Origin of the sequence: Streptomyces qaidamensis (assembly GCF_001611795.1) — a bacterium.
GTDB classification, from domain to species: domain Bacteria; phylum Actinomycetota; class Actinomycetes; order Streptomycetales; family Streptomycetaceae; genus Streptomyces; species Streptomyces qaidamensis.
Window position 1 is genome coordinate 4,076,509 of the sequence record NZ_CP015098.1, and the last position, 14,123, is coordinate 4,090,631.

The 14,123-nt window shown below is 70.7% G+C and carries 14 protein-coding genes; 9 read left to right on the forward strand and 5 right to left on the reverse strand.

What is annotated here, in order from left to right; translation table 11 throughout:
* Window positions 1-103 precede the first annotated feature (103 nt).
* Window positions 104-865: a TetR/AcrR family transcriptional regulator gene (locus tag A4E84_RS17800; RefSeq protein WP_062927535.1), complete on the forward strand. Its 762-nt coding sequence runs from the start codon at window positions 104-106 to the stop codon at window positions 863-865.
* A gap of 298 nt (window positions 866-1,163) precedes the next feature.
* On the opposite strand, the gene A4E84_RS17805 is transcribed toward A4E84_RS17800, so the two are convergent.
* Complete coding sequence (locus A4E84_RS17805; RefSeq protein WP_062927536.1) at window positions 1,164-2,135, reverse strand: hypothetical protein; 972 nt, start codon at window positions 2,133-2,135, stop codon at window positions 1,164-1,166.
* Between the two features lie 133 nt (window positions 2,136-2,268).
* On the opposite strand from A4E84_RS17805, the gene A4E84_RS17810 reads away from it, so the two are divergent.
* Together A4E84_RS17810 and A4E84_RS17815 are read left to right on the forward strand one after the other, a co-directional pair.
* Window positions 2,269-2,943, forward strand: coding sequence for an SGNH/GDSL hydrolase family protein (locus A4E84_RS17810; protein WP_062927537.1), 675 nt, complete (start codon window positions 2,269-2,271; stop codon window positions 2,941-2,943).
* A gap of 306 nt (window positions 2,944-3,249) precedes the next feature.
* Entirely contained in the window at window positions 3,250-4,242 is a 993-nt protein-coding gene (locus tag A4E84_RS17815; RefSeq protein WP_062927538.1) for an aldo/keto reductase, read from the forward strand.
* A gap of 233 nt (window positions 4,243-4,475) precedes the next feature.
* Here the strand turns inward: A4E84_RS17815 and thpR are convergent, their stop codons facing one another.
* Entirely contained in the window at window positions 4,476-5,048 is a 573-nt protein-coding gene (gene thpR, locus A4E84_RS17820; protein ID WP_062927539.1) for an RNA 2',3'-cyclic phosphodiesterase, read from the reverse strand.
* 25 nt (window positions 5,049-5,073) lie between these two features.
* Here thpR and A4E84_RS17825 point away from each other — a divergent pair, with 25 nt between their 5' ends.
* Window positions 5,074-5,595, forward strand: coding sequence for a GNAT family N-acetyltransferase (locus tag A4E84_RS17825; protein ID WP_062927540.1), 522 nt, complete (start codon window positions 5,074-5,076; stop codon window positions 5,593-5,595).
* A 98-nt stretch (window positions 5,596-5,693) separates the two neighbouring features.
* Window positions 5,694-6,281: a Uma2 family endonuclease gene (locus tag A4E84_RS17830; RefSeq protein WP_062927541.1), complete on the forward strand. Its 588-nt coding sequence runs from the start codon at window positions 5,694-5,696 to the stop codon at window positions 6,279-6,281.
* Between the two features lie 8 nt (window positions 6,282-6,289).
* Here A4E84_RS17830 and A4E84_RS17835 read toward each other — a convergent pair whose 3' ends face one another.
* Together A4E84_RS17835 and A4E84_RS17840 are read right to left on the reverse strand one after the other, a co-directional pair.
* Entirely contained in the window at window positions 6,290-7,666 is a 1,377-nt protein-coding gene (locus tag A4E84_RS17835) for an MFS transporter (RefSeq protein ID WP_062927542.1), read from the reverse strand.
* 27 nt (window positions 7,667-7,693) lie between these two features.
* Complete coding sequence (locus A4E84_RS17840) at window positions 7,694-8,131, reverse strand: MarR family winged helix-turn-helix transcriptional regulator (protein WP_062927543.1); 438 nt, start codon at window positions 8,129-8,131, stop codon at window positions 7,694-7,696.
* A 155-nt stretch (window positions 8,132-8,286) separates the two neighbouring features.
* Between A4E84_RS17840 and A4E84_RS17845 the strand changes: the two genes are divergently transcribed.
* Window positions 8,287-8,520 carry a ribbon-helix-helix protein, CopG family gene (locus A4E84_RS17845; RefSeq protein WP_062931499.1) on the forward strand — a complete coding sequence of 78 codons (234 nt, stop codon included), beginning with the start codon at window positions 8,287-8,289 and terminating at the stop codon, window positions 8,518-8,520.
* Here A4E84_RS17845 and A4E84_RS17850 read toward each other — a convergent pair.
* Window positions 8,490-9,941 carry an NCS2 family permease gene (locus A4E84_RS17850; RefSeq protein ID WP_062927544.1) on the reverse strand — a complete coding sequence of 484 codons (1,452 nt, stop codon included), beginning with the start codon at window positions 9,939-9,941 and terminating at the stop codon, window positions 8,490-8,492. The two genes, A4E84_RS17845 and A4E84_RS17850, sit on opposite strands and share 31 nt — an antisense overlap.
* A gap of 117 nt (window positions 9,942-10,058) precedes the next feature.
* Between A4E84_RS17850 and A4E84_RS17855 the strand changes: the two genes are divergently transcribed.
* The 3 genes from A4E84_RS17855 (at window position 10,059) to A4E84_RS17865 (ending at window position 14,061) form a co-directional block, all read left to right on the forward strand.
* Entirely contained in the window at window positions 10,059-10,334 is a 276-nt protein-coding gene (locus tag A4E84_RS17855) for a DUF2530 domain-containing protein (RefSeq protein WP_079129006.1), read from the forward strand.
* Window positions 10,335-10,676: 342 nt separating this feature from the next.
* Entirely contained in the window at window positions 10,677-11,522 is an 846-nt protein-coding gene (locus A4E84_RS17860; RefSeq protein ID WP_062927546.1) for a class I SAM-dependent methyltransferase, read from the forward strand.
* A 145-nt stretch (window positions 11,523-11,667) separates the two neighbouring features.
* On the forward strand, window positions 11,668-14,061 hold the full coding sequence (locus tag A4E84_RS17865) for an HAD-IC family P-type ATPase (RefSeq protein ID WP_062927547.1): 2,394 nt from the start codon (window positions 11,668-11,670) through the stop codon (window positions 14,059-14,061).
* Window positions 14,062-14,123: the final 62 nt, after the last annotated feature.

Genomic DNA, 14,123 nt, shown 5'->3' on the forward strand with positions numbered 1-14,123 from the left:
CCCCTCCCTTGCGCTCGCGCCCCGTCGGCTCGAACTGGGTACAGCGTACCCGATTACGCGTACGCCGTACCCAATTTTTTCGCGGGGACCTAAGCTGGACTCCATGACGAGCGGCACGGGCGGTACGGAGACCAGCGGCAGCGGCGACATCGCCCGCACCCTCGAACTGCTGTGGGACACCGGCCGCCGCCCCAGCCGCGGCCCCAAACCGGCCCTGACTCTGGACCGGATCGTGGAAGCGGCCGTCCAACTCGCGGACACCGAGGGCCTGGAGGGGCTCTCCATGCGCCGCGTCGCCGCCGAACTCGGCACCGGCACCATGTCGCTGTACCGGTACGTCCCCGGCAAGGGCGAGCTGCTCGACCTGATGCTGGACCGGGTGCAGCGTCCCTCCGAGAACCCCGCCGACCCCGGCACCGGCTGGCGCGCGGCCCTGGAGGCACTGGCGCGCGCGACCCTCGCCCTCTACCGCCGCCACCCCTGGCTGCTCCAGGTCAACCAGTCCCGCCCGATCCTCGGCCCGAGCGCCCTCGACGGCATGGAGAAGGTGATGACCCTGATCCGCCCGATGGGGCTGAGCGACCCCGAGCTGGTCTCCGCGATCATCATGATCGACGGGTACGTCGTCGGGGCCGCGCGCACGCAGGTGTACCAGCAGGAGGCGGAGCGCCGGACGGGCCTGACGGACGCCGAGTTCTGGCAGGCGCAGGTGCCGATGCTGGAGAAGGCCATGGCGTCGGGCCGTTACCCGGTCATGGCGTCGCTCTCCGAGGACGCCTTCGGCACGGACTTCGACCACTTCGAGTTCGGCCTGCAGCGGATCCTGGACGGGCTGGAGGTCCTGGTCGCGCGGCGCAAGGCGTAGGGCCGGGCCGTCAGGACCGGGCCGGACCGTCAGGACCGGGCCGGACCGTTGGGGCCGCAGAAGGACCCGTGTCTCGCTCACCGCTCGGCGCGCACCGGAGGCCGAAGCCGCGTGGGACGCCCCCGGCAGCGCCTTCGCCGCCCTCCTCGCCGAGTTCGGCGATGAGGAACTCCGGGTGACCGAGCGCTACCTGCGCCGCTCCACAGAGGTGGGATCCGCGCAGGCCGCACGGCTGAGGGAGCGGTCACCCGGGGGGAAAGGGGGCCCAGGGGGGACGGGCGGACAGGGGGCGGGGTCGCTAGCCCCGGCGCATCAGCCGCCGCAGGCCGAACAGGGCGATCAGCACGGCACCCGCGGCGATCGCGCCGGTCCTGAGATTGCCGCTCAGCCCGTCTCCCCCACCGGATGTGGCCGAACTCCCGCTCCCGGAAGGCGCGTCGGACCCGCCACCGCCCGGGGCGTCCTGCGGCTCCACCGGGCTGTCCGCCCCTTCGGCGCCGTACATCAGCTTCTTGCCGTCCGCGGTGTAGGTGACGGACTCCCCCTGACCCAGGAACGGCACGCCGAGCCGTTCCTTCTTCTTGATCTTCCCGCCGTTCCAGTCGTACGCGATCGCGCCGAAGTAGCTGCGTACGACGAGGTGTTCGCCGTCCGGGGAGAGCGTGGCGTCGGTGGCCTCCAGGTCGGGGACGGCCGCGACGGGCCGGAACGTGTTCGACCCGGACGGAGAGAGCCGGGCCGGCCCCTCGTACAGGTGCCCGCCCTTCTCGTTCTTGTCGACGATGTAGACGCGGCCGGTCTTCGGATGCACGACGAGCGACTCGGCGTCCCGCGCGCCGTCGGAGTACTTCACGACGTACTGCGTGGCCTTGATCGTCTGGTCGCGCAGGTTCTTCGGCTCGGGCAGCCGGTAGATCCACACGTACGGCCAGGTGCCACCGAGGTTGTCGCCGATGTCACCGACGTAGATCTGGTCGTCCGGTCCGATGGAGACGGCCTCGACGTCGCGCGGGCTGCCCACGCCGGACATGGTGACCGTGGCGACCGTCTCGCCCGTCGCGCTGTCGACGGCGTAGAGATACGCGCCGTCGTCGCTGTCGTTGTGCGTCCAGTAGATGCCGGGGTGCTGCCGCGAGGCCGCCAGGCCGCTGGACTCGGTGATGCGCGGGTCCTTGATCGTGAACTTCTCGTCGCCGTCGGCGGCGGAGGCGGGCACGGCGAGGGCACCCGTGAGGAGGGCCGCGGCGAGAAGGGCGAACGGTCTGCGCATGCCCCAAGCCTGCCATCCCGCCCGGCGGTTCAGCGGCGGTTCACCGTGGCCGGTGGATCAAGGTGGACGGCCGGGCGCCGGGCGTGGCCCGACTCACACCCCGCCGGGTGATCCGATCGTTCATGATGAGCGGATGCTCAGGTTCATGCCCGTCGGTGACTCCATGACGATCGGGAGCACGGGCGAACACACGTGGCGCTACCGGCTGTGGCAGCACCTGTGCCGTTCCTACGGCGGCCCCTTCACCCTCGTCGGGCCGCGCGAGACGCTCTACGACCAGCTCGCCGGGGCCCCGGTGTCGTACGCCTACGCCGAACCGGACTTCCCGCGCGCCCACCTGGCCGGCTGGGGCGAGGGCTGGCAGCACATGGCGCCGCTGATCGGTGACGCGGTGCGCTCGTACCGCGCGGACGTCCTCCTGGTCTCCCTGGGCCTGATCGACCTCGGCTTCTACACGAACGCCGAGCAGACCGCCGAGAACGTCCGGGCTTTCACGGCCGGGGCCCGGGCGGCGAACCGCCGGGTGCGGATGGTGTGGCTGCCGGTCACCCCGAACGTGCGCGCCCAGTCGGATGCGGACTTCGCCGTCGAGGTCGCCCGTTTCAACGAACTCCTCGCCAAGACGGCAGCCGACCTCGACGAGCCCGGCTCCCCCGTCCTCCTGGCCTCGCCCCCGACGTCGTACGACGTCGCCACCGACACCTACGACGGCACCCACCCCAACGCGAGCGGCGAGCACAAGATCGCGGCGGCCTTCGCGGAGGCGATGCACCAGGGCTGGGGCCTGGCGGGGCCCTACGCGGATTGACTTGCCCGCCGGGGGCCGGCGGCCGGAACCGGGCCCGCCAGGGCCGTACGCCGTCCTGCACGACGACGGTCGGCTCGACGGGCCGCAGCCCCTCCCCGCCCCCGGAGGCCCTGAGCAACTCCTCCACCAGCGAACGGCGTTGCTCATGACCGGTCGGCTCCCGCAGTCCGGCCAGGTTGTCCACGCTCGCCCCCCCCTGTCGTGGTCACCGTGCGCATCGCACGGTGACCACAGCTCCGACGTCTGACGGCAGGCCCGGATCGCGTGCTTGCTTGGAGCGCACTTCAAGACGTTGGCTTGGGGACCATGAAGTACACGCAGCTCGGACGCACGGGACTCAAGGTCAGCCGGCTCGTCCTCGGCACCATGAACTTCGGCCCCCAGACCGACGAGGCCGACAGCCACGCCATCATGGACGCGGCGCTGGACGCAGGTATCAATTTCTACGACACCGCCAACGTGTACGGCTGGGGCGAGAACAAGGGCCGCACCGAGAGCATCATCGGCAACTGGTTCGCGAAGGGCGAGGGACGCCGCGACAAGGTCGTCCTCGCCACGAAGGTCTACGGCAACATGGGCGCCGACGGCCCGGCCTGGCCCAACCACGACAAGCTCTCCGCGGTGAACATCCGGCGGGCCGTGGACGCCAGTCTCAAGCGGCTCCAGACCGACTACATCGACGTCTACCAGTTCCACCACGTCGACCGGGCCACCCCCTTCGAGGAGATCTGGCAGGCGATCGACGTCCTGGTCCAGCAGGGCAAGATCCTCTACGTCGGCTCGTCGAACTTCCCCGGCTACAAGATCGCCCAGGCCAACGAGATCGCCGCCCGGCGCGGCGGGACCATCGGCCTGGTCAGCGAGCAGTGTCTGTACAACCTCGCCGAGCGGCGCGCCGAGATGGAGGTCGTCCCGGCCGCGCAGGAGTACGGCCTGGGGGTCATCCCGTGGTCGCCGCTGCACGGTGGTCTGCTGGGCGGTGTCCTCAAGAAGGAGGTCGAGGGCAAGCGCCGCGCCACCGGCCGCGCGGCCGACGCGCTGAACGACCCCGCCACCCGCGCGCAGATCCAGTCCTACGAGGACCTGCTCGACAAGCACGGCATCGAGCCCGGCGAGGCCGCCCTGGCCTGGCTGCTCACCCGCCCCGGCGTGACCGGCCCGATCGTCGGCCCGCGCACCGCCGAACAGCTCTCCTCCGCCGTCCGCGCGTCCGAGCTGGAACTGTCCGAGGACCTCCTGACCGCCCTGGACGAGATCTTCCCGGGCCCGGGCCCGAGCCCGGAGGCTTTCGCCTGGTAGGTCCACCCCTCAGGGGCGCGGGAGCTGCCGCACCATACGGCTCCGCCGCGCCCCGAGGGGGCTCGGGGAGCTGCGCGACCGGCCTCCACCGGCCCGCAGCCGGAGAGCAACCGTCCGCAGTCCCCCCGCCGCCCTACCTCCCGAGCACGGAAGCCAAGGCGACGACGAGAAACATCAGCACGAGCACACCGGCCATGATCCGGTTGCGGGTTTTCGGGTCCACGACACCGAGCCTAACCGGCTCCCCCGAGCGGCCAGCGCCCGACCGCCTCGTACCGGGGCTGCTCCCCCGGAACCCCCGATGTCGGCAGATTGCTCCGCACCAGGCAGAGCTCCCGCACGGTCCAGCTCCGGCCCGAGAATCCCGCGAGCACGTCCAGGAACGCCCGCACGTCCCCCGCCTCCCGGCTCCGCGCCACGGTCAGATGGGCCTTGTACCGCCGGTGCTCCCCCATCGGCACCCCGGCCTTGCGCGCGGCCGCCTCGGCCCGCTCGGCCAGCAGCCGGAGGGCCGCCAGGTCCCCCTCGGCCCCGGCCCACAGCGCCCTCCCGTGCCCGAACTGCCCGCCACCCCGCACGGCCAGCGAAAACGGCTCGGTCCGGCGCGCGGCCCGCTCCAGCCGCTCCGTCAGCTCCGGGACGACACCGTCGTCGACCTCACCGTAGAAGGCGAGCGTGAAGTGCCAGCCGGGACGGCCGGTCCAGCGCATGCCGTCGGCGCCGGGCAGCGTGCGCAACTCGTCGACCGCACCGCCGAGTTCCCGGCACACGTCGTCAGGGGGCAGCACGGCCGCGAAGAGTCTCATGGATCCAGCCTGGCATCATGAGGCCATGCGGATCACCATCCGGGACGGCGGGCCCGACGACATTCCCGCGATACTCGGCATGCTCGACAGCTGTGTGGAGTGGCTGGTCTCACAGGGGCGCACGGGGCAGTGGGGGACGAAGCCCCTGTCGGAGAGCCCCAAGACGGTGGAGTCGGTCCGCCGGTACATGGCGGAGGGCAGCGTGTACATGGCCGACGCCGACGGCGTCCCCGCCGGCACCCTCACCCTCACCGGCTCCGCGGGCGCCTACCTGTCCCACCTCCCCCAGCCCGGCGAACCCGAGCGCTACATCCACTGGCTGGCCTCCGACCGCCGCTTCAAGGGTCACGGCGTGGGCAGCGCCCTGCTCGCCCACGCCGCCGAGGAGACCCGCCGCGCCGGGGTCTCCCTCCTGCGCGTCGACTGCTACGCCGGGGACGACGGCAAACTCGTCCGCTACTACGAGTCCAACGGCTTCACGCGCACCGAGGCCTTCACGGTCGGCGAGAACGACTGGCCGGGGCAGCTGCTGGCCCGGCGGGTGTAGGCAGCCTCCGGGTCCCGGGCGTGTCCAGGTCACCGTGCGTATCGTTGTACCGCGCGGCCGGATCCATCCACGGGTGCGGCCGGGGAGGAACGCCACGATTGACCGTCCTTGCAGACAGGATCGAGATGGCCGACAGCAGCGGCGAACTCACCCTCGACATGATGTTCGAGTGGGTGGAGACGATGCCCGTCCCCGAGGGTTACAAGGTCGAGATCGTCGGGGGGAACATCTTCATGGCGCCTCAGCGGGACACCCACTGGGACATCATCCTGGACATCGTCGAGCAACTGCGCAGCAAGTACCCGCGCAAGCGCGTGAAGTCCGACGTCCGTGTCGACTACCCGGGCCACCTCAACGGCTTCGCCTCCGACGTCACCGTGATGGCGGAGGGCGCGGCGAAGAACGACAAGGGCCTGTGGCGCTACCAGGACGTCGAGTTCGTCGCCGAGGTGATCTCCAGGAAGACCGCCGCCAACGACTACGGCCCCAAGAAGGACGCCTACGCCGTCGCCGGGGTGCCGGTGTACCTGATCGTGGATCCGTACACCGGCCGCTGGCATCTGCACACCAAGCCCAAGGACGGCGAGTACCGGGGTGAGCTGAGCCTGGACTTCGGGGACGAGATCGACCTGACCGGAACCGTGGTCGGGCTCGTCCTCAAGACCGGCGAGTTCCCCCGGGACTGACGACGCCCTTACGCCGCCGGGGCCAGCTGCTCCTGCTCGCGGGGCACGAAGCGCACCCTGGGGTGGCCTCGGTGCCAGCCGACCGAGAGGCGCAGGTTGCCGACGCGGGCCAGGATCAGGCCGATCACCGCCGCGGCGAGCGCCGCGACCGCGCCGCCGGCCGCGAGGCCGACCCGTGCGCCGTACGTGTCGGTGATCCAGCCGACGACCGGGGCGCCTACCGGCGAGCCGCCGAGGAAGACCATCATGTAGAGGGCCATGACGCGGCCGCGCATGGCCGGATCCGTGGACATCTGGATGCTGGTGTTCGTCGTGACGTTGACGGTCATGCCGAACAGGCCCAGCGGGACCATGAGCAGGGCGAACATCCACAGGGTGGGGGTCGTCGCCGCCAGGATCTCCAGCGCGCCGAAGGCCATGGCCGCCACGATCAGCAGTCGCAGCCGGGCCGTTCCCCGCCGCGCGGCGAGCAGTGCGCCCGCGACCGAGCCGACCGCCATCAGCGTGTTGAACATGCTGTAGGCGCCCGCCCCCGCGTGGAACACGTCGTCCGCGAAGGCCGACAGGTAGACGGGGAAGTTGAAGGCGAACGTGCCGACGAAGCCGACCAGGACGATCGGCCAGATCAGCTCCGGGCGGCCGGTGACGTACCGCACGCCTTCGCGCAGCTGCCCCTTGGCGCGCGGGGCGCGCTCGACGACGTGCAGCTCGCGGGCGCGCATCAGCAGCAGGCCGGTGAGCGGCGCGATGAAGGACAGGCCGTTGAAGAGGAAGGCGTAGCCGGTGCCGACGCCGGTGATGAGCAGGCCGGCGACGGCGGGGCCGACCAGGCGGGCGGACTGGAAGTTCGCCGAGTTCAGGCTGACGGCGTTCTGCAGCTGCCCCGGGCCGACCAGCTCGGAGACGAAGGACTGCCGGGCCGGGTTGTCCACGACGGTGGCGAGTCCGACGGCGAACGCGGCGACGTACACGTGCCACACCTGGACCTGACCGGTGAGGGTGAGGACGGCCAGGGCGATCGCGGTGAGCGCCATCGAGGTCTGCGTCACGAGCAGCGTGGGCCGCTTGCGCAGCCGGTCCACGAGGACACCGCCGTAGAGGCCGAAGAGCAGCATCGGCAGGAACTGCAGCGCGGTCGTTATGCCGACGGCGGCGGAGGAGCCGGTGAGGCTGAGCACCAGCCAGTCCTGGGCGATGCGCTGCATCCAGGTGCCGATGTTGGAGACGACCTGTCCCATGAAGAACAGGCGGTAGTTCCGCACGCTCAGGGAGGAGAACATCGAGGACTTGCGGGCGGGCCGGGCGCAGGCGGGTGCGTCGAGGGCGGGTGGGGAGTCGTGAGGATCAGGTGCGGGGGCGGAAGCTGCTCCGGGTCCCGAACTCAAAGGGTTCGCCTCCTTGCTACATACGGCTTACAGGTGCGCGAGCTTCTCCAGCACGGGGGCGGCGGCGCGCAGTTTCGCCCACTCGTCCTCGTCGAGGTTCTCCACCAGCGTCGCCAGGAACGCGTTCCGCTTGGCGCGGCTCTCCTCGAGCATGGTCTCGGCCTGCTCGGTGCGTGTGACGACCTTCTGGCGCCGGTCCTCGGCGTGCGGCTCCAGCCGGACCAGGCCCTTGGCCTCCAGCAGCGCCACGATGCGCGTCATCGACGGCGGCTGGACGTGCTCCTTGCGGGCGAGCTCGCCCGGTGTGGCCCTGCCGCACAGGGACAGGGTGCCCAGCACCGACATCTCGGTGGGGCTGAGCGATTCGTCGACCCGCTGGTGCTTGAGCCGACGGGACAGCCGCATCACTGCGGATCGGAGGGAGTTCACGGCGGCTACATCGTCGCCATGGCTGAGGTCCGGCATGTTCTTTAGCGTAACTCATTACTCTCGCTAAAGACCAGCGGTAACACACCAGGAGGTCCGTGACGCCCGCCACTGAAGCGTGACATCACTCATATGGGTGATCCGGCGGCGGAACCGCGCCCGCCGCACCGAACGGTGCCGCGACCCTCGTGCCCATGGGGACCAGCGTGCTCAGCCTGCGAATAGACCACGACCTGCTCGAACGGCTCCGGCACCATGCCGCGAAAAGCGGAATGAGCGTCCAGGACTATGTCGTCCGGACGCTCATTCGAAATGACTTCGACCAGCGGTTCCAGGCCGCCGTCGAGGAGACGGAGAGGTTCTACGGGTCACCCGACTCCGGCGACGAGGACCCGGATCAGGTCAGACCCAGCGCCGGCATCAGGTAGTAGAACGCGAACACCGCCGCCACCGCGTACATCGCCGACGGCACCTCCCGGCCCCGCCCGGCCGCCAGACGCAGCACCACGAAGGTGACGAAGCCCATGCCGATGCCGTTGGTGATCGAGTAGGTGAACGGCATCATCAGCATCGTCACGAAGGCGGGGACGGCGATGGTGTAGTCCGCCCAGTCGATCTCCTTGACCGACCCGGCCAGGATCAGGAAGCCGACCACGACCAGCGCGGGAGTGGCCGCCTGGGAGGGGACCATCGTGGCGACCGGCGTCAGGAAGAGGGCGACGGCGAAGAGGCCGCCGGTGACGACGTTCGCCAGACCGGTCCGGGCACCCTCGCCGACACCGGCCGTGGACTCGACGAACGCGGTCGTCGCGGAGGAGGAGCTGGCGCCGCCCGCGGCGACCGCGAGGCCGTCGACGAACAGCACCTTGTTGATGCCGGGCATCTGCCCCTCGCCGTCGGTCAGCTTCGCCTCGTCGGAGACGCCCATGATCGTGCCCATCGCGTCGAAGAAGCACGACAGCAGCACGGTGAAGACGAACAGCACCCCGGTCAGCACGCCGACCTTGCCGAAGCCGCCGAACAGGCTGACCTGCCCGATCAGCCCGAAGTCGGGGCTCGCGACCGGGTTGCCGGGCCACGTGGGCGTGGTCAGGCCCCAGCTCGGCACCTTGGCCACCGCGTTGATGACGACCGCGAGGACCGTCATGGCGACGATCGAGATCAGGATCGCGCCGGAGACCTTGCGCACGATGAGCGCCAGGGTCAGCAGCACGCCGAGCACGAAGACGAGGACCGGCCAGCCGTTCAGGTGACCGTCGCCGCCGAGCTGGAGCGGGACGGTGGTCTGGGCGGCGTCCGGGATCCGGGAGACGAAGCCCGCGTCGACGAGCCCGATCAGCATGATGAACAGGCCGATACCGATGGAGATGGCCTTGCGCAGCCCGTAGGGCACGGCGTTCATGACGCGCTCGCGCAGCCCCGTCGCCACCAGCAGCATGACCACGAACCCGGCGAGGACCACCATGCCCATCGCGTCCGGCCATGACATCCGCGGGGCGAGCTGGAGGGCGACGACGGAGTTCACGCCGAGGCCGGCGGCCAGGGCGATCGGGACGTTGCCGATGACGCCCATGAGGAGGGTGGTGAGCGCGGCGGTGAGGGCCGTCGCGGTGACCAGCTGCCCGTTGTCGAGCTGATGGCCGTACATGTCCTTGGCACTGCCGAGGATGATCGGGTTCAGCACGATGATGTAGGCCATCGCGAAGAAGGTGGCCAGACCGCCCCGGACCTCGCGGGACGGGGTGCTGCCCCGTTCGGAGATCCGGAAGAAACGGTCGAGTGCGCCGTACGTGCGCCCGGCTCCCGGCTGTTCAGGGGCGGGGACCTTGGCAGGAGCCGAGGAGGACATGTCTTTGGTGTTTCCTACGAAGAGAAGTGGTCAGACACAAACCGTTTCAGTATGAACATATAAGGCCCCGATCGCACATCTCCGCGCGTAGACCCGATCGCCTCGTAAGCTGTCCCCATGGCGAAGTGGACCCCCAGACACGAGGCGCCGGAGCCCCTGGAGGGCCCCGTGGTCGCCACCATCATCGGCGGCACGATCCTGTGGTTCGTCCTCTTCCTGGTCCAGCTCCCCTTCTACGGCTGGTTCGACGACCACGGCCACACCTGGTGGGTATGGACCTGCCTGGCCGGCGCCGGGCTGGGACTGATCGGCATCTGGTACGTCCGTAAGCGGGACGCCGCGATCAAGCGAGCGTCCTCCCAGGACCCGGCGGCGTCCCCCACGACCCAGTAGCCCCGGCGACACCCGCCGCACGACCGCCGGTCCGCAGGGCGACGCCCCGCCGCACCACCGCCGGTCCACAGCCGCCGTACGCCGCGAGGGGCCGTGTCGGGGGGCCGCCCGCAGCGGTTGGCGCGTCAACGGACAGTCAGCCGGTGTGAGACCCCATCGCGCCGTTCCGAGGACGGACACCCCCGGTCCCGACCCACCACCCGGCGGTGAGGCGCGAAGCGGACACGCACCCGCACCCTCCGACGAGACACCCGCCCGCCCCCTCCCTACGCTCAGGAGAGGGCGGCGAAACGCTCGAAACCGTCGCGCGGGACCGCCGCCGGACCGGTGAGGAGCGCAGCGATGACGACGCAGAACAGCGCGGTCGAGGCCGACCGTGCACTGAAGTCCAAGCACCGGGCGATGTGGGCCCAGGGCGACTACCCCTCCCTGGCCGCCGAGGTCATCCCCGAGCTGGGAGCGGTCCTGACCGAGGCGTGCGGGGTGCGCTCCGGCCAACGGGTGCTGGACGTGGGCGCCGGCTCCGGAAACGCCGCGATCCCGGCGGCCCTGACCGGCGCGGACGTGGTGGCCTCCGACCTCACGCCCGAGCTGTTCGAGGCGGGCCGGGCGGTGGCCGAGAAGCAGGGTGCGCACCTCACCTGGCAGGAGGCCGACGCCGAGGCCCTGCCCTTCGGGGACGCCGAGTTCGACACCGTGCTGTCCTGTGTGGGCGTCATGTTCGCCCCGCACCACCAGCAGGCCGCCGACGAACTCGTCCGGGTCTGCCGTCCCGGCGGCACCATCGGGCTGCTCAGCTGGACGCCCCAGGGCTTCATCGGCCGGATGTTCGCCGCGATGAAGCCGTACGCGCCACCGCCCCCGCCCGGAGCCCAGCCGCCCCCGCTGTGGGGGGACGAGGACCACGTCCGCGCCCTCCTCGGCGACCGGGTCACGGACGTCAGCGCCGAGCGCCGCACGGTCCGGGTCGACCGCTTCGAGACGCCGGAGATGTTCCGCGACTACTTCAAGGAGCGCTACGGCCCGGCCATCAGCGTCTACAAGAACATCGCCGGCGAGCCCGACCGCGCCGCCGCCCTGGACGGCGCCCTGGTCGACCTCGCCCGCGACGGCGACCAGGGCACGGGCTCCGGCGGGACCCTCCTGGAGTGGGAGTACCTGCTGTTCACCGCCCGCCGGGCGAGCTGACACAAGGCGTGTCACCGGGGCGTGGCACCGGGGTCCGACGGCGTACAACTGCCGTACGACCACGGCACGAAGTCCGTCCTTCCCAGGTCGGATCTTCGCCACATTCAGCGGGTGAAGCGGCAAATCCGCACGTACCGTCGAATGCATGACGCATCTCGACGCGGGTGCCCGGCCCGACTCCGCACGGCCGGCGACGGTCACCTCCCGCGAGACCGGCCTGACCGGTGCTCAGGTCGCCGAACGGGTGGAGCGCGGGCAGGTCAACGACGTGCCGGTGCGCAGCAGCCGGTCCACCGTCGACATCGTCCGTGCGAACGTCTTCACCCGCTTCAACGCGATCATCGGCGTGCTGTGGCTGATCATGCTGGTGGTCGCGCCGATCCAGGACAGCCTGTTCGGGTTCGTGATCCTCGCGAACACGGGCATCGGGATCGTCCAGGAGTGGCGTGCGAAGAAGACGCTGGACTCGCTCGCGCTGATCGGCGAGGTCAGGCCGACCGTACGCCGGGACGGGGCCGCCGCGCAGGTCAGCACGTCCGAGATCGTGCTGGACGACCTGATCGAGATCGGGCCCGGGGACAAGGTCGTCGTCGACGGCGTCTGCGTCGAGGCCGACGGTCTTGAGATCGACGAGTCGCTGCTCACCGGCGAGGCCGACCCGGTCGTCAAGCAGCCGGGCGACCAGGTCATGTCGGGCAGCTTCGTGGTCGCGGGCGGCGGGGCCTTCCAGGCGACGAAGGTCGGCCGTGAGGCCTACGCCGCCCAGCTCGCCGAGGAGGCCTCACGCTTCACCCTCGTCCAGTCCGAGCTGCGGTCGGGCATCTCCACGATCCTCAAGTACGTCACGTGGATGATGGTCCCGACCGCGATCGGCCTGATCATCAGCCAGCTGTTCGTGAAGGAGAACGCCTTCGACGACTCCGTCGCCCGCACGGTCGGAGGCATCGTCCCGATGGTCCCCGAGGGGCTGGTCCTGCTCACCTCGGTCGCCTTCGCCATCGGCGTGATCCGCCTCGGCCGCAAGCAATGCCTGGTGCAGGAGCTGCCCGCGATCGAGGGACTGGCCCGGGTCGACACCGTCTGCCTCGACAAGACCGGCACCCTCACCGAGGGCGGCATGGACGTCACCGAGCTGCGGCCGCTCCAGGGCGCGGACGAGACGTACGTACGCAAGGTGCTCGGGGCGCTGGGCGCGTCGGACCCGCGGCCGAACGCCTCCCTGAAGGCGATCATCGACACCTACCCGGCCGTCGAGGACTGGCGCTGCACCGAGGCGCTGCCGTTCTCCTCGGCCCGCAAGTACAGCGGCGCCGCGTTCAGCGAGGGCGACGGGCAGGCCGGCCGGTGGCTGCTGGGCGCGCCCGACGTGCTGCTGGCCGAGGACGATCCGGCCCTGGCCGACACCGGGCGGCTGAACGAGCAGGGCCTGAGGGTGCTGCTGCTCGCCCGGGTCGCGCGGGACCTGGACGATCCCGAGGTGACGAAGGGGGCGAAGCCCGTCGCCCTGGTCGTGCTGGAGCAGCGGCTGCGGCCGGACGCCGCCGACACCCTGCGCTACTTCGCCGACCAGAACGTCCGGGCCAAGGTCATCTCCGGTGACAACGCGGTGTCGGTCGGCGCGGTCGCCGCCAAGCTCGGGCTGTCCGGCACCACCGTGGACGCGCGCCGGCTGCCCGCCGAGCAGGAGGGGATGGCCGACGCCCTCGACGACGGCACGGTGTTCGGCCGGGTCACCCCGCAGCAGAAGCGGAACATGGTGGGGGCGCTCCAGTCCCGGGGGCACACGGTCGCGATGACCGGCGACGGGGTGAACGACGTCCTGGCCCTGAAGGACGCCGACATCGGTGTCGCGATGGGCTCCGGCTCGGAGGCGACCCGGGCGGTCGCGCAGATCGTGCTGCTGAACAACAGCTTCGCGACGCTGCCCTCGGTGGTCGCCGAGGGACGCCGGGTCATCGGCAACATCACGCGGGTGGCGACCCTGTTCCTCGTCAAGACGGTCTACTCGGTGCTGCTGGCCGTCCTGGTGGTCTGCTCACAGGTGGAGTACCCGTTCCTGCCGCGCCATCTGACCCTGCTGTCGACGCTGACCATCGGTATCCCGGCCTTCTTCCTCGCGCTCGCGCCCAACAAGGAGCGCGCGAGGCCGAACTTCGTACGGCGGGTCATGCGGTACGCGATCCCGGGCGGGGTCGTGGCCGCGGCGGCGACCTTCGCGACGTATCTGATCGCCCGGGGGCACTACACGGGTGCGGGGGCGCTGGACGCGGAGACCAGTGCGGCGACGCTCACGCTGTTCCTCGTCTCGATGTGGGTGCTGGCGATCATCGCCCGGCCCTACACCTGGTGGCGTGTCGCCCTCGTCACGTCCATGGCCGGGGCGTTCCTGCTGGTGCTTGTCGTGCCGTGGTTGCAGCACTTCTTCGCGCTGAAGCTGGTGGGGATGACGATGCCGTGGACCGCCGTCGGCATCGCGGCGGTGGCGGCGGCCGCCCTGGAACTCCTGTGGAGGTGGGTGGACCGCCGCTTTCCCGCCTAGCCGGAGCCACTTCACGTCGACGTAGTCGCCCGTGGCGTTGACCGCCCCGCACCGGAAATGGC